Origin of the sequence: Streptomyces sp. NBC_01012 (assembly GCF_045162755.1) — a bacterium.
In the GTDB taxonomy this organism is placed as follows: Bacteria; Actinomycetota; Actinomycetes; order Streptomycetales; family Streptomycetaceae; genus Streptomyces.
The window spans coordinates 1157227-1182412 of the sequence record NZ_CP108688.1; the positions used below are offsets into that span (position 1 = coordinate 1157227).

Here is a 25186-nt window from a genome sequence, read left to right on the forward strand (position 1 = left end):
GCGGTGCGTGATGACGTACGGGGAGCGGCCCGCCCCGCGGCGAGGCGGGCCGCGGGGCTGCGGCGCTCAGGTCGCCGCGTGCAGTGCCTCGCCCAGGATCTCCGCGCCCTGCTCGGCCTCGGCGACGGTCAGCGACAGGGGTGGCGCGATCCGCAGGACGCTGGTGTCGTGGCCGCCGCCCTTCCCGATGAGCAGGCCGCCCTCGCGGGCCGCTTCGAGTACGGCCGCCGCGGCCTTCGGGTCGGCCTCGCCGGTGCCGGGTCGCACCAGCTCGATGCCGATCATGAGTCCTCGGCCGCGCACCTCCCGTACGGCCGGGGAGCCAGCGGCGACCGCCCGGAGCCGCTCGATGAGCAGCCCGCCGACCCGCCGGGCGTTGCCCTGGAGGTCGTGTTCGAGCAGATACGTGAGGTTGGCGAGCCCGGCGGCCATGGTGACCGGGGATCCGCCGAACGTCGAGATGGAGTTCGCGTCCAGGCTGTTCATGACGTCGGCCCTGGCGACGACACCGCCGATGGCCATGCCGTTGCCGATGCCCTTGGCGAAGGTGAGGATGTCGGGCGGCCCGTTCGACGCGTGCGCCTGCCAGCCCCAGAAGTGGTCGCCTGTGCGCCCCCAGCCGGTCTGCACCTCGTCGGAGATCCACAGGACGCCGTGCCGGTCGAGGACCTCACGGAAGGCCGCGTACAGACCGTCGGGCGGCGCGGTGAACCCGCCGACGCCCTGCACGGGTTCGGCGATCAGTGCCGCGGGCCCCCGGGTGTGGCCGAGCAGGTCCTCCAGATCGGCCACACAGGCCTCGATGAACCGTTCGTCGCTCAGCTCCGCGTACGGTCCCCTGCCGCGGACCCCGCCGTGGACGTACAGCGTCTGGAGCGGCGAGAGGCTGGTGGGCGACCAGGACCTGTTGCCCGTGATCGACACGGTCGAGAACGATCTGCCGTGGTAGCTGTTGCGCATCGCCAGGATCTGGTTCGACCCGCGGTGGGCGGTGGCGAGCAGCAGGGCCGCGTCGTTGGCCTCGGTGCCGGATGTGGTGAAGAAGACCCGGGCGTCGGGGATGCCGGACAGCGCTGCGACGCGTTCGGCGAGTTCGACCATCGGGCGGTTGAGGTAGAGGGTCGAGGAGTGGATGATCCGGCCGGCCTGCTCGGAGACGGCCTTGGTCACCTCGGGCAGGGCGTGCGCGGTCATCGTGGTGAGGATGCCGCCGAAGAAGTCGAGGTAGCGGTTGCCGTCCGCGTCCCAGACATGGCGGCCGTCACCGTGGGTGAGTTCCAGGGGGTTCCGGTAGTAGAGCGTCAGCCAGTCGGGGCTGACGGCGAGGTGGCGTTCATGGAGTCCGCTCACGGTTCCACCAGCCCCTCGTACGCCTCCGGCCTGCGGTCCCGGTAGAACGCCCACTGCTGGCGGACCTGGTCGATCAGCCCGAAGTCCAGGTCGCGTACGACGAGTTCCTCCTCCTTGTCGCTCGCCACGTCGCCGACGAACTGGCCGCGCGGGTCGACGAAGTAGCTCGTGCCGTAGAAGTCGTTGTCGCCGTACTCCTCCTGGCCGACCCGGTTGATCGCGGCGATGAAGTACTCGTTGGCGACGGCGGACGCGGGCTGTTCCAGCTGCCACAGATAGCCGGAGAGGCCGCGTGACGTGGCGGACGGGTTGTAGACCAACTGGGCGCCGTTGAGTCCGAGTTGCCGCCATCCCTCGGGGAAGTGCCGGTCGTAGCAGATGTAGACGCCGACCTTGCCCACGGCGGTGTCGAAGACCGGCCAGCCGGCGTTGCCCGGCCTGAAGTAGTACTTCTCCCAGAATCCCTTGACCTGCGGGATGTGGTGCTTGCGGTACTTGCCGAGGTACGAGCCGTCGGCGTCGATCACCGCCGCGGTGTTGTAGTAGAAGCCGGACTGTTCGACCTCGAAGACCGGCACGACGATCACCATGCCCGTCTCCCGGGCGAGGTCCCGCATCCGGCGGACCGTCGGCCCGTCAGGGACGGGCTCGGCCCAGCGGTAGTGCTCGGGCTCCTGGACCTGGCAGAAGTAGGGGGCGTTGAACACCTCCTGGAAACCGATGATCTTCGCGCCCTGCCGGGCAGCCTCCCGCGCGTGTTCCTCATGCTTGGCGATCATGGATTCGGTGTCGCCGGTCCAGGTCGCCTGGACGAGTGCGGCGCGTACGACATGGGACATGAGCTGCTCCTTCGACGCGGCGTCAGAGAGCCTCTTCGTTCTCTACGCCCGTAGACACGGTGCATAGGAGGAGAACGTAAGCCCCGTCACACAGCGGGGCAAGACCATCGCCGTGAACCGGCGGAGTCGATCATGTTTCATACCCGAGCGGTCCACACCGTCCCGAAGGGCCGCTCGTCCAGCGCCCGAAGGGCCCCGTAGGCGGACTGGACGAACGGTGCGAGCGGCGTGGGAGCCGTGTTCGTGAGGGCCACGAGACCGGTGCCGGAGCCGGGCAGGAAGCCCGCGAAGGCGGTGAAGCCCCGGGTGCCCCCCGAGTGGTGGAGCAGCGCGCCGCCGGGGCGCGGACGGAGGTTCCAGATGAGGCACAGCCGGGAGCCGGTGCGGGGCACGCTCAGCCGGGGCCGTTGCACCTCGGTCAGCGCGGTGCGCAGCACGGCGTCAGGGGCGGTGTCCGGGTCGAGGAGCGCGGCCAGGACGCGCAGCAGGTCCCGGGCGCTCGATCGTACGGCTCCTGCCGCGGTCAGCCCGGGCATCAGCAGGGCGGGACGCGGACGGCCGTGCCAATGCCCGGTGGCCTGGGGGCGGTTGGGATCGCAGTCGGTGTCGGTGAGACCGAGCGGGCCGGTCACGCGCTCGGCCAGCAGGGCGGGGTAGTCACTCCCGGTGCCGCCCGCGGCCCTGGCGAGTACGTGGCCCAGCAGGCCCCCGCCGAAGTTGGAGTACAGGACCCGGCTGCCCGGCCGGTTCCGCAGCCGGGTCCTGCGCAGCGAGGCGAGCAGGTCGTCCTCGCGGAAGCCGGCGTACGGGTTGCTGAGCCAGCCGCTGCGTACGGCTCGGCCCAGCAGCCCCGGGGGCAGCCGGGGCAGGCCCGAGGTGTGGGTGGCCAGGTGGAGGAGGGTGAGCGGGGGCCCGGGGAGCCGGAAGGGCAGATAGCGGTCGGCGCGGTCGCCGTAGCCGACCTCGCCCCTGGCGGCGAGCTCGGCGAGCAGCAGGGCGGTGAAGGTCTTCGTCAGCGAGCCCGTCTCGAACCGGGTGCTCTCCCCCACCGGGCCGCGGCAGAGCACCGCGCGCTCGGTGCCCCGCACCGCCGCGACCGCCGCCGCCGGCCCGTCGGCGGATGCCAGGAGGGGCTGGAGGCGGTCGGTCAGCGGCGTCCCGGTCACACGCTCACCGCTGCTCCGCGGACCGGGCGAGAGCGATGGATCCGGCGACGGCCGCGACGACGACCGTGTGCTGGTGGTCCGTGAAGCGCCGCTGCGGGTCGTCGTCCACCGGGTCGCTGTCCCGGGGCACGAGTCCGTCCTCGTGCTGGAGCGCGGCGACGGCCTCCCAGTCCTCCGCCCGGCAGTAGGGCTCTTCGATCGAGGCGCCCACCACGAGCAGTTCGGTGACGAGGTCCCACTGCCCCACCTCGCGCCAGATGTCGATCCAGACGGGGAGCCAGGTGTGGACGTAGTCGGAGAGTTCGGGCGGCAGTCCGCCCGGGTTGCCGCCCCAGTCGGTGAGGTGGAAGACCGTGTGGGTCATCGCGTAGGCCGTGATCCAGTTGATGGCCCACGGTTCGGGACGCGCACCGAGCCAGGTGGCTGCGGCCAGCGCCTTCAGGTCCTCGGCGTGGTCCAGGCCCACGACCCGGGCGGCGTTGGCGACGGCGAGCCGCCGGTTCGGCAGGACCTCGACACTGCTCACCGACCGCACCCGGGAGCGGTGGACGAGCAGCCGGTCCAGCGCCTCGTGACGGTAGCCGCAGCGCACGAAGGGGGCGTACATCTCCAGCGGGTCCGTCATCAGGGTGTGGCGGAGCTGGCGTTCATAGATCATGTCGCCACGCCTGAACTGTTCCCAGGTGAAGTCCATCAGGCTCTGGGCCGCGGCCAGCCGCCCGGGTCCCGCGACACCGTCGCGCAGGATCAGGGAGGCCGCGAGGGTGGTCTCCCCCAGCGGCTTGTAGACGCTGTCGGGGTCGGCCATGGTCTCGGTCGTGCCCGGCGGCAGGCCGCCGAGGTCCCGGTTGGCGTGCAGCCATGACAGCGCCCGGTCCGCCATGCCGCGAGCGGCCCGGGTGACCGGCTCGGAGATCGTCGTCGTCATCGGTGTGCCGCCTTCCTGGGGGCCGTACCGGGCCGCTGTTCGAGGAAGTGCCGGGCGATGGCCAGGTCAAGGGCCACGCGCGGGCCGCCCCCGCCCACCAGCCATACGTGCTCGGCCGCGACCTCCGGGTCCAGGGGCGGCTCCACGCCCTCGTACCGCAGCCAGGCCAGCCAGCGGACGAGCCGCACCGCGGTGGGGAAGTCACGGCGCAGGATCGAGCGGCTCATGCCGCGGCCCAGCGAGAGTGCCTCACGCCGGGCCGCCTCGTGGACCGGGCTGTCGAGGCCGAGCGTGGCGAGCGGGGAGAGCTGGGCCATCCGGACGGACCAGCCGCTCCAGTCGCCCGCGGGTCCCGGCATGGTGTCGTCCGCCGGAGCCGGCGCGAGTGCGCGCAGTGTGTCGTCACCGGAGAGCCGGGCGAGCAGGACCGCGGTGGCGTGGTCGCGGCGGGCGACCGTCGCGTCGTCCGGGGCGCCGGACGCGGGGAAGGCGTCGAAGGCCTTGGCCACGACGGCCGCGTCCTGTGCCGGAAGGGAGTGGCCCGCCAGAAGGTGGGGGCTGAAGACGTCGGCTCCCAGTACCCGTACGGCTGCCAGCGCCGCGAGGGTGTCGGGGGCGTCGTCGGCGTACCGCGCCAGCTGCACAGCGTCCCCGGTGCCGTCGAGGGCACCGAGGACACTGCCTGCCAGGGCGTCGGCCGCCTCGGCGAATGCGGAGTGGGAACTCACTTGCCCCGGGGCTCCTTCGGCTCCTTGGGAGACAGGAGGAGGAGCGCGAGCAGGAAGCCCGCGGCCTCGGGGGTGTAGAGCGGGGCGTCGCTGACGGCTGCCTCGGGCTCCGCCATCAGGGCGCTCAGCGTGGTGGTCTGGGCCGGTGTCGCGGTGAGGGTGATCTGCTGGGTAAGCATGATGCCTCCACATCATCGGGGTGACATGGACCACTTGTGTGGCTATGCCTCGAACGACGATAAAGGGTGAAATGGGATTTATCTCTCCAAGTCCGCCCGGACTGGCATGTGCATGGGCCACGAGGTCGGCAACCACCGGAAGAACCTCGTACGGGCGGTGGAGGCGAGCCTGGAGCGACTGCGTACCGACCGCCTGGACGTCCTGTGGGTGCACGCACGGGACCACTTCACCCCGGTCGATGAGGTCATGCGCGCCCTCGACGACCTCGTGCGCTCCGGCAAGGTGCTCTATGTCGGGGTACCCGACTGGCCCGCCTGGGAGATCGCCCAGGCCAACACACTCGCCGAGTTGCGCGGCTGGACCGCCTTCACCGGTTCGCAGCTGCGCTACAGCCTGCTGGATCGGACGCCGGAGCGTGAACTGCTGCCCCAGGCCTACGGTTTCGACCAGGCGGTCTTCGCCTGGAGCCCGCTCGCCCGGGGCGTGCTCACGGGCAAACACTTCGATGCCCATGCCGATACCCGTGCCGATGCCGCGGGCGGACCGGGCGGGGCGGCCGACGAGACACAGCGCCGCGAGCACGAGACGGTCGGCGCGGTGGTGGAGATCGCGGCCCTGGGCGGCTGGACGCCGGCGCAGGTGGCGCTGGCCTGGCTGCGCGGGCGGCCGGGCAACATCGTCCCGATCATCGGCGCATCGACACAGGGCCAGCTGACGGACAACCTCGGCTGTCTGGAGGTGGAGCTCGACGCCGGGGCGGTCGAGCGGCTCGACCGGGTGAGCGCGGTGCCGCTCGGCTTCCCGCACGACTTCCTGCGGGAGCCTGCGGTCACGGAGACGGTGTACGGGGCGCGCTGGGCCGACATCAGGGACCGCCGGACCGGCCACCGCCGTACGACGCACGGGATGCCGGGGTAGGGGCCCTCCCGCCCTACGGTGCCGCGATGCCCGCCACCCGTAGCGCGTGGACCACGTCCCACTCCCGGGCCTCCGACACCTCGCGTGCCGCCGCGAGCAGGCGGGGGACGAGATGGCGGGGCCCGCCCTCGGCGACGCGGGCCGCGTCCTCGGGCGTCCGTGCGCGGACGTACGCGCCCAGCAGCGCCCGCGCCTCCGGCTCCAGACCCGCCAGATCGAGGGCGACGACAGCATCCGCGATCTCGCCGGCCGGCCGGGCCACCCCCTGCCGGAGCAGTTGCCCGCAGTCGTCGGCGCGGCCCGCGGCGGCCAGCGCGCCCGCCGAGGCGGCGAGTTCGGCCGGCGGCAGGGAGGACACCTCCCACAGCAGGGTCGCCCAGTCGGCGTCGAGGCCGGCCCCGTGCAGGGCGACGGCGAGCACCGGCAGATGCCCGGGGGGCCACGCCGCGGCCTCGCAGAGCACGCCGTGCGCCTCACCGCTGCGGCCCTCGGCGCGCAGCCGTACGAGCAGCGCGACGGCGTCATCGGCGGCCCGGCGCGTGGCGGGGTCGGGTTCCGTCGCCCGCCGCGCGGCCGGGCCTGCGCCGTCCTGGGCCCGGAAGCCGCTGAAGCGGGCCCCGTGCGGCACGGCATCGGACCGCGCCGCGACCGGCAGTCCGGGCCCATCCGAGGGGTCGGGACCGACCTCGGCGTCCTCCTCGATCTCCAGGCCGGCGAAGCGCGCCCCGCTCGGCTTCCTGCGCTTCCTCACGGGAGTGGCAGCGGGAGCGGGAGGGGGTACGGGACCGGGAGCAGGTGCGGATACGGGCTCAGGGCCGGAGCCGGGGCCGGGAGCCGTCCGCGTACTCCTGGCAGCGCCGGGCGCGCTCGCGTCACCCCGGCCCCGGAACCAGCTGTCCGGCACCGTCCTCTCCACCGCCGCGAGCCGCCCGCGCAGCTCGGCGCAGCGCGCCGTGGCACGGGCGTGGTCGTCCCGCGCCCAGGCCAGGACCTCGGTGTCCCCGTCCGGCGCGGGCGCCCCGTCCGCACCGGCCGCCCGCATCCGCCGGGCCGCGTACGACTGCTCCTGGAGCATCACGCCCAGCCGGTCGACGAGGGCCTGCTGTCCGCCGGGGCGTCTGTCGTACGCGGCGGACGCGGCGGCACACAGCTGCGCGGCGGTCACGGACTCCTGTGCGGCGAACTCCGTGCCGTGCACCGCGGCGAGGTCCTGGAGCAGCGACTCGACCACGTCCCAGGGCGGGACCTCCGCGCCGTCGAAACAGGCGCGCATACCGTCGGGATCGCGTGCGCAGAAGACTCCGTACCAGCCCTGCCCGGGATCGAGCCGTGCGCACAGGCCTCGCAGGTACTGCGCGAACGCCCTTATTTCCCACGGATCCTGATGCACCGTCACCATCGCCTCACCGGTCGCCCGGGACTGGGACATTCCAGTCCGCCGGGCATTCGACCGCAGGCGTGTTACGGAAGGACTACGCGCGCTTTTCCGGCACGGTCACGGTGCGTCCAGATCCGTGGCAGCCGGACCCGTGGCGGCCGGACCCGTCAGAACGTGACGGCGATCCCCGTGTGGCGGCCCTTGCCGCGCCACAGGATCTGGGCGGGCCAGTCCAGGAACCTGAACTTCCAGGTGTACTTGCGGGCCAGCACCTTCCGCACCAGCACCAGCCCGTCACCCTCGATCAACCGCGCCGTCCCCTCGGCACTCGGCGCACCCTCGGCGACGCGGCCACGAACATCACAGACGGTGACGCGTACCCGGCTGTCGTTGCGCAGCCGCTTGATCTTCCAGGAGTCGGTCCGGGTCCAGACGTAGAGCACATCGCCCTCGGCCCCGGCCCAGACGGGCGTGGCGACGGGGGTGCCGTCCTTCCGGTACGTGGTGAGGCTGATGTACTCGCTGCGGGCGAAGTCCTGGAGAGTCACGGGCGCGAGCCTACGCGGCCCTACGCGGTGAGCGGCAGCACACCCGCCTCCGGCAGCGGATCCGCGGCGGGGGCGGGTTCCGGCACGCAGAGCGTGAGCAGCTCGTCCATCGACAGCCCGAGGGCCCCCGCGAGCGCCGCGACCGTGAAGAAGGCGGGGGTGGGGGCCCGGCCCGTCTCGATCTTACGGAGCGTCTCGGCCGAGATTCCCGCGCTCGCGGCGACCGCGACCATGCTGCGGGCGCCACGCGCCTCGCGCAGCACCTCGCCGAGCCGCTCGCCGCGCCGGCGCTCTTCCGGGGTCAGGGGGTTCCGTACCATGCCGTCATTCTAATACCGATCGGGTCGGTGCCGGAATGACGGTCCTGAGCCTCTCAGGCGCCGCCCCGGACGAACTTCCGCGCCGCCGCCGCACCCACCTCGGCCGCTGCGGCGGAGCTCTCGATCGGTGACACCACGGAGTTCCTGAAGAGGATGTACGTGACACCGGACGCCACGCCGCCGGTCTTCGGGTCGGGATCGATACCGAGCGCATCGGCCAGGGCGTACGACCCCTCGCCGATGATCCCGCTGGGCCCCGTGTCCCCGACGACGGCGTAGCGCACCTTGCCCCGGTGGATGACGGCAACCACGCCACCGCCGGCGATCCCCGACCTGCTGCGGTCCCACAGCCGGCCGGAACCGGGGACCACGACGTACGGCAGCCGGGCGGCGTCCAGCGGTTTGCCGTCCGACGCCCCGAATGCCGTGTCCGGCTGGAAGGCCGGATCCGTCCTGGTGTTGCAGACGGAGGTGACCTTGCCGTCGCAGTCGATGTCCATGTCGGCCTTCCAGAACACCGCCTGGTCCGTCCCGCAGACCGGCACGGTGGCCGGCGCCCCCTCGTCCGTCCGGTACCTGCCGTGGGAGATCCGGGTGCAGTTCTTCACCTTGGCCAGCAGCTCCGCCGCGCCCACCGGGCCTGCCCTGTCGCCGGTGGCCGCGGCGGGGAGCACCGAGGCCAGCAGGGAGGCGCCGGAGAGCGCGGAGAGGACCAGCATGCGCGTACGCACCGTCGTCGTGCCCTTTCACCGGGTGCGAGGAGCCCGTGCCGGGCCCCTCCTGACCAACCGCTACCGCCGACCGGTCATGAACGCCCGCTCGGCTGCACCACCATGGCCGAGCCACCGCCGCGCCGCACCTTTTCCGCGGCCGCGAGCCAGCGCCCGTCCGGGAGCCGCTGGACGCCGGTGGCGGCGCCGATCTCCGGGTTCTCCGTGAACGCGTGCCCGAGCGCCTCCAGCTTCCCGCGCACCGGGCTGTCCCACAGTCCGGGTTCGATCTCGGTGGTGGCCGCGTTGCGCTGGCTGGCGCGCGGCTCGGCGATGGCGTCGACCAGGGGCAGCCCCCGGTCCAGGTGTCCGACCAGCGACTGGAGGACGGTGGTGATGATCGTGGCACCGCCCGGCGAGCCGAGGGCCAGCACCGGCTTGCCGTGCTCCAGCACGATGGTCGGCGAGATCGACGAGCGCGGGCGCTTGGCCGGTCCCGGCAGGTTCGGGTCGTGGACCGCCGGGTCCGCCGGTGCGAACGAGAAGTCGGTCAGCTCGTTGTTGAGCAGGAAGCCCCGCCCCGGCACGGTGATGGCACTGCCACCCGTCTGCTCGATGGTGAGGGTGTAGGCGACGACATTGCCCCACTTGTCGGCGGTCGTGAGGTGGGTCGTGTTCTCACCCTCGTACGTCGTCGGGGCGGCCTTGCCCCCGGTGGCGCAGCGGGCGGGGTTCCGTGGGTCGCCCGGTGCGAGCGGGCTGGTGAGGACCGCGTCGTCCTTGATGAGGCAGGCACGCGAGTCGGCGAAGCGCTGGCCGGTCAGCCCCCGCGTCGGAACGTCCTCGAACGCGGGGTCACCGACCCAGCGGCCCCGGTCGGCGAACGCGATCCTGCTGGCCTCGATGAGGTGGTGCAGATACTGCGTCTCGCTCGCCTTCGAGAGGTCCGTCGACTCCAGGATGTTGAGGGCCTCGGCCACGCTCGTACCCCCGGACGAGGACGGCGCGATGCCGTACACGTCGAGGCCTCGGTAGGCGGTCTTCGTCGGGGCCTGGCTCAGCACGCGGTACGCCTTCAGGTCCTTGGCCGTCAGGTCCCCCGGGCGCACCTCGCGCGTCGCCGCCGGGTCCACGGGAGGCTTCCTGACCGTCGACACGATGTCCCGGGCCAGCTCACCCCGGTACAGCTCGTCGACGCCCTTGCGGCCCAGCGTCCGGTACGTACGGGCGAGGTCGGGGTTCTTGAGCACCGATCCGGTCTCCGGCGGCTTCCCGCCGGGCAGGAACAGCTCGGCGGTCGCGGGGAAATCGGCGAACCGCTCCTGGTTGTCGGCGGTCTGGGAGCGGAAGGTCTCGTCCACGACGAACCCGTCGCTCGCCAGCCGCTCGGCCGGTTCGAGCACCCGCCCCAGCGACTTGGTCCCCCAGCGGTCGAGCGCCTTCTGCCAAGTGGCCGCTGTGCCGGGGGTGCCGACCCCGAGTCCGCTGGTGACGGCCTCGTCGAAGGGGATCGGCTCTCCGTCCTCCTGGAAGAGGGAGGAGTCGGCGCTGCGGGGCGCGGTCTCGCGCCCGTCGATGGTGCCCACCCGGCCCGACCTGGCGTCGTAGTGCACGAAGTACCCGCCGCCTCCGACACCCGCCGAGTAGGGCTCGGTGACACCCAGCGCCGCGGCGGTGGCGACGGCCGCGTCGACGGCGTTGCCACCCTTGCGGAGCACCTCGATGCCTGCGGCCGAGGCATCCGCGTCGACGCTGGACACGGCTCCCCCGTAACCCACCGCCACCGGCGACTTGGGAGGCGGAACGGGTGGCGCGGACGCCGCCGGGGCTGCGGCGGCGAGCGAACCGATGACCGCGAGCACGATGGGAAACGACACATTCCGGCCGACGGAACGACGCATCCGTACCTCCTGTGAAGAATCGTCCGCGCAGGGTAACGCCGCATCACCTCCGCCGTCAGGACCGCCTCGGCCAACCGTTCCGCCGACGGTGTGACGCCGACGTGTCCGGCTCCTGTCGCGGGAGCATCACCCAGGCGGCCAACCCTCCGAGTTCGGCCGTCCTCCCCAGCTGAGGCCGGCCATGCCCGGTTTCACGAACCGCGCGCGCGGTCACCGATCCGGAACTGATCCCGCTGTGGACGGCCACGGGCGCCGGCGCTCGAGCCCGAGGGGTTCGCCACCACGGTCGGCACCACGTTCAAGTTCATCGCGAAACCGAAGCCCGGCTGGAGCGGCGTCGTGGTGTGCGAGGTGCTGGAGGTGCTGGAGCCTGCGCTACTGCGCTACTCGTGGCAGGACGAAGGTGGTGGCGAGGTGACCGAGGTCGCCCACCGGCTCGAACCGTGCGGCAGTGGAACGCGCTTCACCTACGACCACACCGGCTTCACCGGCGCCGCAGGCTTCTTCATGGCCAAGATCCTCGGCTCCGTCCGCACCAAGATGCTCACCACGGGCCTGCCTGCCGTGCTCGACGACCTCGACGGCCAAGGCGCCCTGCGCCCGGAAAGCCCCTGAGCCCCAAGCGGCTCTTCGGACAAGGCCGGTGCGAGAGCCCGCCGAACAGCAGGCACCCACGAACGCACCCTTCCAGGGCGTCCCCCCAGGCGGGAACCGTCTTGAGCAGTGCGCGGGTCCCGGCAAGGACCCGTGCGTTGAACGCTGGGTCATGCACCCGTACGGAACCCCGCATGGGACGCGCGGCGTCGCCTGCCGGCAGGAAGCCGGATGCCGTCCAGCCTCCTGGGGCCATCGGGACGCTACCCGGGGCTCGGGGGCAGGTGGACGGTCATGATCAGGTGGCAGGTCCGGGTGCCCGTGCCGCGGTAGGTGTGGGTGGTGTCGGCGTCGAAGGTGGCGGTCTGTCCGGCGGCGACGGTGTAGTCGACGCCGTCGGCGACGAGCACCATCTCGCCCCTGGTGACGCTGATGGTCTCGGTCACACCGGCCTGGTGGGGGTGGCTGGGGTATTCCTCGCCGGGTTCCAGTGTCCAGCGCCAGACCTCGGTGGCCGCCGGACCGCTGGTGGTCAGCATGAGCCGGGCCTCACTGCCGTGCTCGCCCTTCCACAGGGGCATGACGGTGCCGGCGTCCACCACCCGCACCCGCTGTTCGGGGCGGCCTTCCATCAGAGCGGAGACGGAGGCGCCGAGGGTGTCGGCGAGGCGGACCAGGGTGGCGAAGTTCGGATTGCCCTGCGCTTTCTCCAGGGCTACGAGGGCACCCTTGCTGACCTTGGCCCGGCGGCCGAGTTCGTCCAGGGAAAGCCCGGCGCGGGTGCGGGCCGCGCGGACGTTGTGCGCGAGCGTCCGCAGCGCCGCCTCGGTCTCCGTCATCGCTGTCACCCCTTCAAGCAGGTGGGTCACCGTACTGGTCCGTGCGGTCGTTCGGTTGACGACTCACGGTCGGTGCGTTGTACGGTGTAGTCGTTCCATTGATAGTAAGGGATGTACTACCTGTGATCGCTCTGCTGCTGGCCCTGGGCAGCTCTCTGGCTTACGGATGCGCCGACTTCCTCGGCGGCCTGGGTGCCCGCAAGGCCCATGTCCTGCGCACCGTGATGATCGCGGCCCCGGCCTCGCTGACCGTCGAGCTGCTGCTGTGGCCCGTCCTCGGCGCCTCCTTCGCCCCGGCGACCCTGGTCTGGGGCGCCGCGTCCGGCGTGGCGTCGGCCGCCGCGTTCGCCCTGCTCTACAAGACCCTGGCGATCGGGCCGATGAACGTGCTGTCCCCGGTCACCGCGCTGGTGTCGGCGATGCTGCCGGTCGGCGTCGGGCTGGTGCAAGGCGAGCACCTGGGGGTGGCCGGGCTGGTCGGCCTGCCGCTGGCGCTGGCGGCCGTGGTGCTGGTCAGCGCCGGGCACGGCGCGAAGTCGGCCCGCCCCTCGCGCACCGCGCTGCTGCTCGCCCCCGGAGCTGGCGCCGCGATCGCCTTGCAGCTGGTCTTCCTGCACCAGGCACCCTCCGACAGCGGCGTCGGCCCGCTGATCGTCGGCCGCGCCGTCTCCTCCGCCGCCACCCTGGTCGCCGCCGCGGTGATGTTCCGCCGCCTGGGCACGGAGAAGCCCGCCTACGGGATTTCCGCGGCGGCCGGCGTGCTGGATTCGCTGGCCAACCTGCTGTTCCTGCTCGCCGCCCGCAGCGGCGACCTGGCCGTCGTCGCCGTGATCACCGCCCTGTACCCGGCCGGCACCGTACTGCTCGCCCGCAGCGTCCTGGCTGAACGCATCCACCGCAACCAGCTGATCGGCCTGGGCACCGCCGCCGTCGCCGTCAGCCTCCTCGCCCTCACCTGACCCTCCACCCGTACGGAAGGAGCCCGGCATGTTCATCCAGCCCTGGGACGCAGCCCTCGACGACGCCGAGTGGCAGACCTGGATCGCGGAGGGCCACGACTTCGGCATCCTCAGCGTCAACGGCCCGCCCGGACACCCACCGGCCGTCGTGCCCACCCACTTCACCGTCGATGGCACGGCCCTGCTCGTGCATCTCGCCCGGCCCAACCCCGTCTGGAAGGCGATCGAGGCCGACCCGAACGTCACCTTCACCATCACCGGCGACTACGCCTTCATCCCCGGGCCCTGGCGCGCCAAACCCGGTACCGAGCCCACCGACGGCGTCCCCACCAGCTACTACGCCGCCGTCCAGTTCACCTGCCAGGCCGGCATCATCGACGACCCGGCGGCCAAGGCCGAGCTGCTGCGCCGGCAGATGGCCCACTTCCAGCCCGATGGCGACCACGCCCCCATCGATCCCGACCAGCCTCCCTACGGGCGGATGCTGCCCGGCATCCGCGGCCTGCGCCTCGACGTCGCCGACGTCCGGGCGAAGTTCAAGTACGACGACCACAAACCCGTCGAGCAGCGCACCGACACCGCCCGCCGGGTCACCGAACGAGGCACCGCCCTGGACGCACCCACTGCAGCCCAGCAGCTCCGCCGCCTGGACCGCATCGGCACCTGGAAGTCCTGACCACTGCCACCCCCGGCCCGCTCACCGAACGGAAAACGCTCCCACGATGACCGCCTTCCTCATCAGCCCCGACGTCGCCGACGCCTTCCCCGACACCCTCATCGCGGTCGTCACCGCCACCGGCCTGAACGGCCGCGAGCCCTGGCCCCACACCATCGAGGCTCTGGGGAACCTGGAGACCCAACTCGCCGACGGCACCTGGGCTCCCACCGACGAGAGCGACCCGCGCATCAAGACGTGGCACACCGCCTACCGCTCCTTCGGCACCAATCCACGCCGTATCCGCCCGAGCGTCGACGCACTCGGCCGCCGCATGGCGAAGAAGGGGACCCTGCCCCGGATCAACCCGGCCGTCGACTCCTACAACGCCGTGTCCGTCCGCCACGGCCTGCCCGCCGGCGCCTTCGACCTCGACCGCGTCACCGGTGACGTCGAGATCCGCTACGCCAACGGCAGCGAGACCTTCACCCCGCTCGGCGAACCCGACACCGTCGAGCACCCCAAGCCCGGCGAGATCATCTACACCGACACCACCGATGTTCTCACCCGACACTGGAACCACCGGGATGCCCACCGCACCCGCGTCACCGAGGACTCCACCCACGTCGCCTTTGTCCTGGAAACCCTGACCGCTACCCGCGACGGAGACCTCCTGACCACTGCCGTCGAGGAATTGCAGGACCTGCTCACCGAACACTCCGCCCGGAGCGCCGTCCACTACCTCAGCCCCGCCCACCTGCAGGTCACCCTCTGACTCCACGCCCCTGTCATCCCAGCGGCAGCACAGGTTGAGCAGCACCTCGTTCGGGCGTGGCTCCGGCCATACGCCGGGCGTCGCGGTTCAGATGGGACTGATCGACGTAACCGGCCATCGCGGATGCCTCGCCGAGTGGCCTACCAGACCGGGCGAGATGAAGCGCGTGCTGGAGACGGTGGATCGACGCGAGCGTCTTTGGGCCGTACTCGAACACCATGTCGCAGACACGGCGCAAACTCCGCTCTGGAGGCCGTGCAGGTCCGCAATGTCGGACACGCTCAGACCGGCTCTTGCGGGACGGTCCAACGACGCCGCACGACACAAGGCAGAACGTTCGGGCGCCGCCTGCTCCCAGAGCGTGACGAACAGGTGCTCCAGCGCGGCGGCCACGCCTGGCCCTGTAACTGCCCGCACCCATCACTGCCCGTTGAATTGTCAAGATTCTACGCCGCAGGGGCTGTGCACATCACGGCTGCGCCGGACACACATCCTGTCGTCGAACGATCGAATGACGACAGGCGCGGCGGGCGTCCAATGAACCCAGTGATTCCGGAGCCTGACACCAATATTCCGCCTCGTGGGCGGCAACCAGCACATCCTCGACGTGCTCGACGTCCTGCACCGTGACCATCTCGCGCTGCGCATCCACGAAGGCGCGTTCTCCGCGATGGGCCTCACCGCCCGTCATCCGCGCACCGGCGAGCTGCTGTCCACGGTGAAGTTCATGGTGCAGACCCTCGCCGCCGCCGGCGAACTCCAGCGCGAGCTGACGTACGACGGACTGCGCGCCGCCGAGGCCAAGGGCAGCAAGGGCGGACGCCGCCCCGCCGTCGCGGCCGCGCAGACCGCTGACGTACGCACCGCGTACCTGGAAGGCCGCGGCAAGACGGTGGTCCACGAAGACCGGCTGGTGGCACGGCGGTTGTTTCATACGGTGCGGATCACGTGGTCGGAAATACTGGACCTCGGCCCCGAAAGGGGCCCCTCGTCCAGCCGCACGATGGTCCTGACCCGGGACGGCGAGCTGCTGCCGCTGATGTATGTCGGCGCCGATCAGGCGGAAGTTTCGTCGCTGACCGAGCTGTGGCAGCGTGGTCGCGGCGACGACTGGGCCCCACCCACCGATCACCTGGTCTGGCTCACCGAGAGCCGCCACCGGGCTCGTACGGCAGCAACAGTCACCGCAATCTTCTGGTACATCGGCTCGATGCTGCTGCTTGTCTTCGGAGGGGGCGCCCACGGCACCCTGGCACAACCGGACGAAGTGCCTCTGGCCTTCCAGGTCGCCGGCTTCATCCCTCCGCTGGCATCCTGGGCCGGCTATCGCTTCACCCATCGCCGCCGACTGCACGCCCTCACCGCTGTCGAGCTGGCGGGAGTGTTTAGGAGCGCAGTGCTGTCGTGGATGATTGCGGGGTGTTGGTCCAGGTGGAAGCGGTGGGGCAGCTCGCAGACGGGCGCGCGACCGTTCGGGTCCGCTCGGAGGTGGCTGCCGCCGCGGCGTTGTGGTGCGGCGGTCCGACGGGAGTGGGCCGCGAATATCACGTGGAGTGGACTGTTGAAGAGGACGCGGCCTGGGGCGGTAACACTCGACCGGCCACTTCATTTTCCCCCGGGGTACATGAGAAGGAAGACGGTCGGATCGTCTTTCGGGGGCGGCTGGGCCTGACGGGCGATGGCAGGGCCACGTTGGAAGTAGCTGGAACCCATATCCTGTTTGACTTCGCCGACCCGCGTCCGTCGGCTGCTGTCGATGGAACGTGGGTCGAGATCAGTGTGGAGCGGAACAGCGTCAGCCTGTGGCCCTACCTGCTGTGATTCACAGGAGCCCGACGCTGCCGCCGTTCAGCTGTCGCGCCAGTGGTGGGTCGATTCGCGGGTGAGTCTGCGGCTCATGAGGTCGATCATGGCTTCGGAGCGGTGGGGGTCGGTTTCGTAGTCGCGGGCGAGGCGGCGGTGGTGCATGAGCCAGCCGAAGGTCCGCTCGACGACGCGGGGGTGGCCTTCGCCGATGTTCGAAAGCAGGCGGATTCCGTCGGCGTTGTCGGAGACGCTGGCGGCGGTGACCAGCACGGCCAGGAGGAGGCCGGCGGCGTCGACGCCGATATGGCGTTTGCGGCCCGCGATCTTCTTGCCCGCGTCGGTGCCCTGGCCGGCCATGGGCACGCTGACAGAGGTCTTGATGCTCTGGGTGTCGAGGATGCAGGCGCCGGGCTCGGCGTCTCGGCCCTCGTCCCTCCCGACAAGCCGTCGCAGAAGTCCGTTGGGCTGGTCGAAGACTCCGCGCCCTTCTGCCAGGCGGCGAAGTATCCGTAGACGGTTTCCCACGGGGCGAACTTGTTTTTGATCCTCGACCGTCGTGAATTGCCGATGATGCGAACCCGCGACGTTATGATCGCAAGCCCTGCCCCGGCGATGAGTCTCATTACTCAACAGCCGCCTGATCAAGCGCTTCTCCGGCTGTCGCGAGGTTGGCAGACGGCCTCGGTAGGACCCTGGGCTCCCGGCCCGTACAGGGGAATCCAGTCACACATCGCTAATCATGAGTAACAATGAGTTCCATGACGGCTTCCGGGCAGGCTCCCCTGCCGATGACACTCGTCCTGGCACGTCGTAACCCGGCGTCGCTCGCATGCGGCCTCGCATCAGCCGATGCGGCCCTGGGCAAACTAGTCGGCACACTGGGGGATGCACGGACCTACCGCAGTGGCAAGCGGACCGACGAAGCCCGCCATCAAGCGAAGACAGTCGCACGCCAACTGCGCCGCCTCAGCCGCCGCGTATATACAGGACCGTGCGGGCCTGCCCGAAGGCACAGTCGACTTGGCAGATACGTCAGCGTCCACGACCGGGTTACTCGCGATGACGGTGGCCTCAAGACCGTCGCCAAAGAGGTCTCCCACATCGCCCGGGCGTTACAAAGACTCGGGCCTTGGCCCGGCGCCTCCATACTGGTACGTGACAGCTCAGGGGAGAGCACCGCATCTCGCATGGGTGAAATCGGCCAGTCGCTTAAAGCCATACTCCGTATGATTGTCTTGGACGTAACTGCCGCCGATCTCACGAGCATCGGACATCTCGGGCTATACGGCGTCAGAGTCATCTGGTCATCCAGCACTGTTTGGCCCCCCGGTATCGCGCGCGGGATGCGGGCCTCCTCCCGGGAAGTCGGCCCCGGTGTCTTCTTGGCGTGAACCCGAGACAGCAAGCACACTCCTGGTACTCGTCGTCCATCATCGCTCCCCTCTGCGTTCACCGGCGGCTGGTCGCTGTGGTGTCCACTGACCCCTACCGGTTCCCGGCCTGCGGGGCGGGAGCAGCCCGGCGGCCGCCATAGTCCTGGTGGTGGTCGGTCACGCGACGGCGGGCTGCGGGGCGTCGGTCTGGGTCGACTGCGCCCAGACCTGCAGGAAACCCGTTGAGCGAGTCGCAGTTGCAGGCGGGCTCGGTGGGCACACATATGGATGGTCGGGCCAGGAACCGAACTACTGGAGCACACGTCTCCCGCATCATGACCTCAAGCGAGCGCCAAGATCACACGTTTTCCACCAGGCTGGTTTCACCGTCCTCGGTAACTGTGGATCCGTCGAAGACCAACGACTACAACAGCTTCGCCGAGGCGTACACGGCCGTGAACGAAACCAACCTGGTCAATGCCTACTACGAGCGTCCCGCGATGCTGGCCCTCGCTGGAGACGTGGCTGGCCGGCAGATCCTCGACGCCGGCTGCGGCTCGGGCGCCCTGTTTGCCGCGCTGCGCGACCGTGGCGCCCTTGTGAGTGGCTTAGATTCGAGTGCCGGGATGCTGGGGCTGGCCCGGCAGCGGCTCGGCGACGGTGCGGATCTGCAGGTGGCGGACCTGGGCAGCCCGCTTCCCTACCCTGATGACACGTTCGACGATGTAATGGCGTCCCTGGTGCTGCACTACCTGGAGGACTGGGGGCCGGCGCTGGCCGAGCTGCGACGCGTACTCAGGCCCGGCGGTCGGCTGATCGCGTCTGTCGACCATCCCTTTGCCGTCAACCTCATTCACCGTGAGGCCGGTCGCGAGGTCGAGTGCGACTACTTCGACACCGCCAAGTGGACCGTGGAGTGGACCATCGGCGGCCAGACCGCCCTGGTGAGTCGCTGGAACAGGCCGCTGCACGCGATGATCGAGGCGTTCACCGGGGCCGGTTTCCGGATTACGGTCATCAGCGAGCCGGAGCCTGATCCCGCCGCCCGCGAGATGTTCCCCGAGGCCATCGCGGCCGAGCCGCGCTTCCTGTGCTTCCTGTTCTTCGTCCTGCAAGCGGATTAGGGCCTGTCCGGCGGATCATGGACGCAGTGAGCGGCGGATCGGGGCGACGGTGACCGTGCCGCGGGGCACGTAGGCGCGTTCAACGGCCAGGATGTTCTTCAGACGCGTTGATCATCCCTTCCGCTTCGTTCCGGAGCTTGTGGACCGCCTGATCGAAGTCAGCCCCAACTCCGGTTCGTGGCCGATGGGCTGCGAGACTGGTTGTACCGTCAGTCGCGCGATGGTGGAGGAAACCGACGGGAGGGCAGGCACGTTGGATCAGGGCATAGCAACTCTGTGGGCTTCGTCGCTGGCGGTGTTGGGCACGCTCGGTGGCACCCTGGGCGGTGCCTGGGTGCAGAGGAAGGCGGCGGTGCTGCAGGTACGTGAGGAAGCCGGGGCGCAGAACCGTGCGCGACTGTGGGAGGAACGGCGTGCGGTGTATGCACGGGTACTGGACCGGTGCGACGACTCGCACGCAGCCTTCGCGCAGGTATGGGAACTGCACCAGGAAGCGGTGGGCGGGGCGCCCCTGACCGCGAGACCCGGCCCCGTCCGTGATGCCGCATCGCAGGAGCTGCAGCGGACACTTACAGAGTTGCGGCGAGCCGTGGCACATGTGCTGCCCCTCGGCCCGCAGGTGGTGGCACGGCAGGCGGAGACGCTGAGCAAGAAACAGCAGCAACGGGTGGAGCGGGTGCTCGGCCCCACCAACACGCTCGAAGAGATGCGTGCTGAACTGGCGGGCCTTGAAGAGCAGTACCACATGGCCTACGGGGCGTTCGCTACTGCCGCCCGGGGCGTATTGGCGCCGGACTAAGACGGGTGGAGAGCCCGTCCGGCGAATCATGGACGGAGCCAGAGCCGGATCGAGGCGACGGTGACCGTGCCGTGGAAGATGTAGGCCCGCTTGTCGTATCTCGTGGCGATGGCCCGGGAGTTCTTGAGGGCGTTGATCGTTCGCTCGACTTCGTTGCGGCGTTTGTAGATCGTCTTATCGAAGCCGATGGGCCGACCGCCTTGGCTGCCACGGCGCTTGCGGTTGGCCCGCTGATCCTTCGGCTCGGGGATGGTGTGCTTGATTCGGCGTCTTCGCAGGTAGCGGCGGTTGCGGCGGGATGAGTACGCCTTGTCGCCGCCGAGGTGATCGGGTCGGGTGCGTGGACGTCCTCCGTCCTGACGAGCAACGCGGACACGTTCCATCACAGGGATCAGCTGCGGGGCATCGCCCCATTGGCCCGGCGTGAGCAGGAACGCGAGCGGTCGCCGGCCTCCCTCGCCAACCAGGAGGATCTTGCAGGTCAGTCCGCCCCGGGACCGTCCGAGTCCCTCGTCGGGGCGGTGCTGCAGGGGCGTGCGTCTTTTCCCGGTACTCGTGGCGGATTCTTGCGCGCTCCGGCAGCGTGCTGGTGAGCACGGCATGAGGTCGAGTCCACGCTCACCATCGACCAGTCGATGCCGCCCGCTGCATCCGCATCGGCCAGGACAGCGGCCAGAATCCTGTCCCAGGTACCGTCCGCTGACCAGCGCCTATGCCGTTCGTAGACGGTCTTCCATGGACCGAAACGCGTAGGCAGATCCCGCCACGGCACCCCAGTCCGGTCCCGAAACAGGACCCCGTTGATCACCCTACGGTGGCTCGCCCAACGCCCGCCGCGCTGCCCGGCCTTGGGCAGGTGCGGCTTCAGCCGAGCCCACTCATCCGCCGTCAGATCTCCCCGCCCCATGCTCATGCCAACGAGCTGGAGTCGCAACAGTCACAAGATCCGCCGGACAGGCCCTAGTGACCTGAGTCAGAGGTTTGGCGTTAGTTGGTTATGAGTCGTCCAGGGCCGAAGATTCCGCCGTTGTCACTGACCGATGCTCAGCGGGCTGTGCTGGAGGGCTGGGTGCGCCGGCGGACGACCGCGCAGGCGCTGGCTCAGCGGTCACGGATCGTGCTGGAGTGCGCGGACGGTCACTCGATCATGGAGGTGTCCCGTCGGCTGCGGGTTGCACCGGACACTGTCCGCACCTGGCGGCGGCGCTTCCTGGAGAACGGCCTGGACGGCTTGTGTGACGAGCCCAGGCCGGGTGTCCCGCGGAAGATTACCGACGCGGATGTGGAACGAGTGATCGTCAGAACGCTCGAGGAGACGCCGAAGAACGCGACACACTGGTCGACGCGCTCGATGGCCGCCGCGACGGGCATGTCGCAGTCGACGGTATCCAGGATCTGGCGTGCGTTCGCTCTGGCCCCGCACCGCTCGCAGACCTTCAAGCTCTCCACCGATCCGTTCTTCATCGACAAGGTCCGCGACGTCGTCGGCCTCTATCTCGACCCGCCGGAGAAGGCTCTGGTTCTCTGCGTGGACGAGAAGTCGCAGATCCAGGCCCTGGACCGGTCCCAGCCGGTCCTGCCGATGATGCCCGGGGTTCCCGAGCGCCGCAGCCACGACTACATCCGCGCCGGCACCACCACTCTCTTCGCCGCCCTGGAAGTCGCGACGGGCAAGGTGATCGGATCGCTCCACCGCCGCCACCGGGCCGTCGAGTTCAAGAAGTTCCTGGCCAAGCTCGACAAGGAAGTCCCGGCCGGCCTTCAGGTCCACCTGATCCTCGACAACTACGCGACGCACAAGACACCGGCGGTCAAGAAGTGGCTGCTGGCACACCCGCGCTTCCACCTGCACTTCACACCTACCAGCGCGTCGTGGCTGAACCTGGTCGAGCGGTGGTTCGCCGAACTCACACAGAAGAAACTCAAGCGCGGAGTACACCGCTCCGTCCAAGCCCTCGAACGCGACGTCCGGGCCTGGCTGGCCGACTGGAACGACCAACCCAGGCCCTTCATCTGGACCAAGTCGGCCGACGAAATCCTCGACAAAGTCGCCGCCTACTGCCACCGAATCTCTGACTCAGGTCACTAGCCCTGGAGGGTAGATCTTGTCGATGCCACCGCCGGTGGTCAGGATGAAGACCTTTTACCCGGCGGCGTTCGCTGCGCCCTCGGTCATTGCTTGCCGCCTGCGCCCACGGCCGCGACGGCCTGGATCTCGACGGCGGCACCGTAGTGCAGGCTGCTCACGCCGGCGACCGCGCGGGCGGGCCGGTGCGAGCCGAGCCATTGGGCATAGATCGAGTCGAATTCGGTCCACTGGGCGATGTCGGTGACGTACACGGTCACGGAGATCAAGCGGTCGCGATCCGTGCCGATCGTGGCCAGGCAGTTGTCGAGGTTGTGCAGGACCATCCGGACCTGGGTGCCGAACGGCTCCGTCGCTGCGGGGGTGCCGTCCGCGTGGAGCGGGAGCTGACCGGATATATGGGCGACGCCGTTGTGGACCGCGACGTGCGAGTAGTGGCCGAGCGGGGTGATCATGGCGGTGCTGTCGGCCAGGCGGATGGTGCTGGAGCCGGTCGTCCGGTGGGTCGAGGAGGTGGTCATGGATGCTCTTCCAGGGGCATGTCGCGGCCGGTTCTGGGGCGTTCGTCGGTACGGCTACTACTTGGTGTAGTTGTAGACAGTCGCCCGGGAGACGCCGAGCTGGTCGGCGATGAGCTGTGCGGAACTGCGGCTCTCGAAGAAGCCCTCGCGATGCAGTCGCCGTACCAGCTCGCGCTTCTTGTCACGGCTGAGACCACGTGGAGTGCTGGAGCGCTCCGCCGCGAAGGAGTCGATGGCCGACCGGAGTTCGCGTCCGGTGCGGTCGCGCAGCGTCTCCAGGGCCTCACCTTGGTGTTCGATATCCGTGGCGACGAGGTTGGTCAGGGCCAGGGCCAGCGGCGACAGCGTACTGACGTCCAGGTTCAGACACAGGGCCGCGACATAGTGTCCCTCGGCGTTCTTGATGCCGATCGAGGTGCTCTTGGCCGGGCGTCCATCGGGGAATTGGTTGCTGTAGTTCTGGATGACGCTGGGGTAGTCGGGGTCCGCGATGCGGCGAAGGCCCAGTTCGGTGGCGGAGTCGCCGATCCGCCGTCCGGACAGGTTGTTCTCGATGACGCGGATGGCGTTGTCAGGCAGGCGCAGATCGTGCAGGACGACCTCGCACAGACCTGGGAACATGCGCCCGACGGCGACAGCGATGCGCTCGGCTTCCCGAATGAGGTGCTCGTCATCCTGCATGTGGCGCTTGCCTTCCGGTACGGCGGACTGATCCACGTGTTCGTCGTCCGCTCGGCCGGTGGGGAGGGTCATCGGGCGCTGCTCGATTCCTGCGCGCCCTCACCGTGCCCGGCGAACACTGCGGCCATCGTCTCGGCGGACTTCAGCCCCGCACCGGTGAGCACGACCACGGTCGTCTCGTCCGGGGCGATCTCTCCGGACGAGATGAAGTGATCGAGGGTCGCCGCTGCGACGCTGCTGGTCGGCTCGGCATACAGGCCCCGGGCGCTCAGAGCGCGGACCGCGGCGTGGATCTCCGCCTCGGGGACGGCGTAGGCGGCGCCGCCGGAGCGGCGGATGGCCTCCACCGCCTCGGGCAGCCGGACCGGGTGGGCGATGGACGCGCCCTCGGCGATCGTCGGCACACGCTCGCCGCGGCCGGCCGGGTCGATGCCGTTGAACGTGTCGGCGATGGTCGCCCAGTGCTCGGGCTGCCCGACGAACAGGCGCGGGAGCCTGTCGATCTGGCCGGTGTGGAGCAGTTCACCGAACGCGACGTCGCACCCGATGACGTTGCTGCCGGCCCGGCCACGAGGACCACGTTGTCGGGCGCGGTGAAGCCGAGGGACTCCCACATCTCGTAGGCGATGGTCTTGGTGCCCTGGATGAACATGGGGTGCCAGTTGTGGCTGGCGTAGGGGATCTGCTCCGACTGCCGGATCGCCTCGTCCGAGACCTCATCGCGGGTGCCGCCCACGAGCTCGATCTCAGCTCCGTAGGCGCGGGCCTGGAGGATCTTGGCCGCCGAGGTGGCGGCGGGAACGATGATCTTGGCGTGGATGCCGGCAGCGGCGGCGTAGGCGGCCACCGCGGAACCGCCGTTGCCCGAACTGTCCTCCAGCACGCGGTCGGCGCCGTGCGCCGCGAGGTGGGACATCATCACCGATACGCCCCGGTCCTTGAAGCTGGAGGTCGGGTTGAACCACTCCAGCTTGAAGTGGACGCGCCGGCCGGCCCAGTCGAGCGGGACCATCGGCGTGCATCCTTCGCCCAGGCTCACCCGGCGAGCGGCCGGAACGGGCAGGGCCGCACGATAGCGCCACAGGGACCGCTCGGCGGTATCGATCTGCTCGGGACGCAGACCTGGCAGTGCGCTGACGGCGAGGGGGCTGCCGTCCTCGCCCCGCCAGCGGGGCGCGTCCAGGGAGTAGCGCTTTCCCGACCGGTCGTACAGGTGGGGGGCGGTGACGGCTGAGTGCTGTTCGGGGTTCATGGGCGGTTCCGGCTTCTCCTCGCTCGACGCGCTGTCGCTGGGTCTCAGGCCCGGCGAGCATCCTGCCCCCCTCACCTTAGATGCATTTTCTAGATGTAGACAACAAATCCATCTGGAGTTTGTCCGTTTACTGCACTTACGGCAGCCCGTCTGGATGCACGGGAGCTGCGACAACGCACGAGCGGCGACACCTCCCGATGACCGGCATCCCGACAACCCGGGACCCGGCGAGCGGCACCCCGACCGCGCAGTGCACACCATCAGCTCATCCGCAAGTGGCCCGACCCGGCCAGGCGTCGGTGACCGGGGTCCGCCGCACCCGCACCGGTTCCACACCTTTTCCTCACGACCATGCCTCTGGCAGTTGCCCCGGCATACGATCAAGGGGATGATTCACCCGAAAAAGAGGCATCGCCCCGGTCACGCATCGCATCCCAGTCTCCCCCAACGCTCACCAAATACCTCAAATCAGCAACGGTGCTGATTAGCCGTCAGGTGACTGAAAAGCAACAGATCGGCACACGATCCAAACCCCACGCTGGTGATACGATCATCAAGCTTGCCAAGCGGCGGGGGACTCGCTGGCATCACTGAGAAGTCAGCGCATCGGCCCAGAAATCCGCCACCCCCGGGGGAGACCTTTGCCATCAGCCAAGCCCCTCAAGGCTGTCCGGCCAGGCGCACATGCGCAGCCGAGCCCACATATGCGCAGGCCCAAGACACCCGTGACCGGGGACGCACTCGACAGCACCCACC

Annotated in this window: 25 protein-coding genes and 3 pseudogenes; 10 read left to right on the top strand and 18 right to left on the bottom strand. The window is 69.9% G+C overall.

The annotated features are described in order from the left end of the window. Window positions 1-66 precede the first annotated feature (66 nt). The 6 genes from OG623_RS04900 to OG623_RS04925 form a co-directional block, all read right to left on the bottom strand. The gene (locus OG623_RS04900) at window positions 67-1350 is read right to left on the bottom strand and encodes an aspartate aminotransferase family protein (RefSeq protein ID WP_406144600.1); all 1284 of its coding nucleotides are present in this window, start codon (window positions 1348-1350) and stop codon (window positions 67-69) included. Continuing rightward, complete coding sequence (locus tag OG623_RS04905; RefSeq protein ID WP_406144601.1) at window positions 1347-2189, bottom strand: nitrilase-related carbon-nitrogen hydrolase; 843 nt, start codon at window positions 2187-2189, stop codon at window positions 1347-1349. Before OG623_RS04905 ends, OG623_RS04900 begins: the two co-directional genes overlap by 4 nt. A 137-nt stretch (window positions 2190-2326) precedes the next feature. Next, the gene (locus OG623_RS04910) at window positions 2327-3355 is read right to left on the bottom strand and encodes a serine hydrolase domain-containing protein (protein ID WP_406144603.1); all 1029 of its coding nucleotides are present in this window, start codon (window positions 3353-3355) and stop codon (window positions 2327-2329) included. A gap of 4 nt (window positions 3356-3359) precedes the next feature. Beyond that, a complete protein-coding gene (locus OG623_RS04915; protein ID WP_406144604.1) occupies window positions 3360-4283 on the bottom strand; it encodes a DUF6895 family protein in 924 nt (307 codons plus the stop codon). Further along, a complete protein-coding gene (locus OG623_RS04920) occupies window positions 4280-5011 on the bottom strand; it encodes a hypothetical protein (RefSeq protein WP_406144605.1) in 732 nt (243 codons plus the stop codon). Before OG623_RS04920 ends, OG623_RS04915 begins: the two co-directional genes overlap by 4 nt. Next, window positions 5008-5190 carry a hypothetical protein gene (locus OG623_RS04925; protein ID WP_362894672.1) on the bottom strand — a complete coding sequence of 61 codons (183 nt, stop codon included), beginning with the start codon at window positions 5188-5190 and terminating at the stop codon, window positions 5008-5010. The genes OG623_RS04920 and OG623_RS04925 overlap by 4 nt, the downstream gene beginning before the upstream one ends. A 127-nt stretch (window positions 5191-5317) precedes the next feature. Between OG623_RS04925 and OG623_RS04930 the strand changes: the two are divergent. After that, window positions 5318-6109 (top strand): annotated as a pseudogene (locus OG623_RS04930) (aldo/keto reductase); the annotation flags it as partial. Between the two features lie 13 nt (window positions 6110-6122). Here the strand turns inward: OG623_RS04930 and OG623_RS04935 are convergent. From OG623_RS04935 to ggt, 5 genes are all read right to left on the bottom strand, one after another. After that, window positions 6123-7538, bottom strand: coding sequence for a hypothetical protein (locus tag OG623_RS04935; RefSeq protein ID WP_406144607.1), 1416 nt, complete (start codon window positions 7536-7538; stop codon window positions 6123-6125). A gap of 116 nt (window positions 7539-7654) precedes the next feature. Then, window positions 7655-8035 (bottom strand): PPOX class F420-dependent oxidoreductase, encoded by a 381-nt coding sequence (locus OG623_RS04940; RefSeq protein WP_406144608.1) that lies wholly within the window; start codon window positions 8033-8035, stop codon window positions 7655-7657. A 20-nt stretch (window positions 8036-8055) separates the two neighbouring features. Further along, window positions 8056-8355, bottom strand: a complete 300-nt coding sequence (locus OG623_RS04945) for a helix-turn-helix domain-containing protein (RefSeq protein WP_406144610.1) — start codon at window positions 8353-8355, stop codon at window positions 8056-8058. A 53-nt stretch (window positions 8356-8408) separates the two neighbouring features. Beyond that, window positions 8409-9086 carry a glycoside hydrolase family 75 protein gene (locus tag OG623_RS04950; protein ID WP_406144612.1) on the bottom strand — a complete coding sequence of 226 codons (678 nt, stop codon included), beginning with the start codon at window positions 9084-9086 and terminating at the stop codon, window positions 8409-8411. Between the two features lie 74 nt (window positions 9087-9160). Further along, on the bottom strand, window positions 9161-10966 hold the full coding sequence (ggt, locus tag OG623_RS04955) for a gamma-glutamyltransferase (protein WP_406144614.1): 1806 nt from the start codon (window positions 10964-10966) through the stop codon (window positions 9161-9163). A gap of 342 nt (window positions 10967-11308) precedes the next feature. Here ggt and OG623_RS04960 point away from each other — a divergent pair, with 342 nt between their 5' ends. After that, entirely contained in the window at window positions 11309-11581 is a 273-nt protein-coding gene (locus OG623_RS04960) for an SRPBCC domain-containing protein (protein WP_406151679.1), read from the top strand. Between the two features lie 242 nt (window positions 11582-11823). On the opposite strand, the gene OG623_RS04965 is transcribed toward OG623_RS04960, so the two are convergent. Next, a complete protein-coding gene (locus OG623_RS04965; protein ID WP_406144615.1) occupies window positions 11824-12399 on the bottom strand; it encodes a helix-turn-helix domain-containing protein in 576 nt (191 codons plus the stop codon). Between the two features lie 122 nt (window positions 12400-12521). Here OG623_RS04965 and OG623_RS04970 point away from each other — a divergent pair, with 122 nt between their 5' ends. The 3 genes from OG623_RS04970 to OG623_RS04980 are packed head-to-tail and all read left to right on the top strand — an operon-like array spanning window position 12522 to window position 14788. After that, window positions 12522-13358, top strand: coding sequence for an EamA family transporter (locus OG623_RS04970; protein WP_406144617.1), 837 nt, complete (start codon window positions 12522-12524; stop codon window positions 13356-13358). 28 nt (window positions 13359-13386) lie between these two features. Further along, window positions 13387-14034, top strand: a complete 648-nt coding sequence (locus OG623_RS04975; protein WP_406144618.1) for an FMN-binding negative transcriptional regulator — start codon at window positions 13387-13389, stop codon at window positions 14032-14034. Between the two features lie 46 nt (window positions 14035-14080). Beyond that, on the top strand, window positions 14081-14788 hold the full coding sequence (locus OG623_RS04980) for a B3/4 domain-containing protein (protein WP_406144620.1): 708 nt from the start codon (window positions 14081-14083) through the stop codon (window positions 14786-14788). Between the two features lie 13 nt (window positions 14789-14801). On the opposite strand, the gene OG623_RS04985 is transcribed toward OG623_RS04980, so the two are convergent. Then, window positions 14802-15209, bottom strand: coding sequence for a helix-turn-helix domain-containing protein (locus OG623_RS04985; RefSeq protein ID WP_406144622.1), 408 nt, complete (start codon window positions 15207-15209; stop codon window positions 14802-14804). A 159-nt stretch (window positions 15210-15368) separates the two neighbouring features. On the opposite strand from OG623_RS04985, the gene OG623_RS04990 reads away from it, so the two are divergent. After that, complete coding sequence (locus OG623_RS04990; protein ID WP_406144624.1) at window positions 15369-16460, top strand: PH domain-containing protein; 1092 nt, start codon at window positions 15369-15371, stop codon at window positions 16458-16460. A gap of 176 nt (window positions 16461-16636) precedes the next feature. Here the strand turns inward: OG623_RS04990 and OG623_RS04995 are convergent. Continuing rightward, window positions 16637-17139 (bottom strand): annotated as a pseudogene (locus tag OG623_RS04995) (transposase); the annotation flags it as partial. A 1163-nt stretch (window positions 17140-18302) separates the two neighbouring features. Here OG623_RS04995 and OG623_RS05000 point away from each other — a divergent pair. Continuing rightward, window positions 18303-19091: a class I SAM-dependent methyltransferase gene (locus OG623_RS05000; RefSeq protein WP_406144625.1), complete on the top strand. Its 789-nt coding sequence runs from the start codon at window positions 18303-18305 to the stop codon at window positions 19089-19091. 91 nt (window positions 19092-19182) lie between these two features. Beyond that, window positions 19183-19890, top strand: a complete 708-nt coding sequence (locus OG623_RS05005; RefSeq protein ID WP_406144627.1) for a hypothetical protein — start codon at window positions 19183-19185, stop codon at window positions 19888-19890. 26 nt (window positions 19891-19916) lie between these two features. Here OG623_RS05005 and OG623_RS05010 read toward each other — a convergent pair. Then, window positions 19917-20797, bottom strand: a protein-coding gene (locus OG623_RS05010) for an IS5 family transposase (RefSeq protein ID WP_406151680.1) whose coding sequence is annotated in 2 segments (ribosomal slippage) — window positions 19917-20434 and window positions 20434-20797 — 882 coding nt in all. Because the reading frame shifts where the segments join, the coding sequence is not laid out codon by codon here. 90 nt (window positions 20798-20887) lie between these two features. Here OG623_RS05010 and OG623_RS05015 point away from each other — a divergent pair. Then, a complete protein-coding gene (locus tag OG623_RS05015) occupies window positions 20888-21979 on the top strand; it encodes an IS630 family transposase (protein ID WP_406144628.1) in 1092 nt (363 codons plus the stop codon). An 83-nt stretch (window positions 21980-22062) separates the two neighbouring features. On the opposite strand, the gene OG623_RS05020 is transcribed toward OG623_RS05015, so the two are convergent. Then, window positions 22063-22497: a RidA family protein gene (locus OG623_RS05020; protein WP_406144630.1), complete on the bottom strand. Its 435-nt coding sequence runs from the start codon at window positions 22495-22497 to the stop codon at window positions 22063-22065. 57 nt (window positions 22498-22554) lie between these two features. Further along, window positions 22555-23178, bottom strand: coding sequence for a transcriptional regulator (locus OG623_RS05025; RefSeq protein ID WP_406151682.1), 624 nt, complete (start codon window positions 23176-23178; stop codon window positions 22555-22557). On the opposite strand from OG623_RS05025, the gene OG623_RS05030 reads away from it, so the two are divergent. Further along, a complete protein-coding gene (locus tag OG623_RS05030) occupies window positions 23086-23391 on the top strand; it encodes a hypothetical protein (RefSeq protein ID WP_406152133.1) in 306 nt (101 codons plus the stop codon). The genes OG623_RS05025 and OG623_RS05030 overlap by 93 nt on opposite strands. Here OG623_RS05030 and OG623_RS05035 read toward each other — a convergent pair. Further along, window positions 23391-24691 (bottom strand): annotated as a pseudogene (locus OG623_RS05035) (pyridoxal-phosphate dependent enzyme); the annotation flags it as partial. The gene OG623_RS05030 and the pseudogene OG623_RS05035 overlap by 1 nt on opposite strands. Window positions 24692-25186 lie beyond the last annotated feature (495 nt).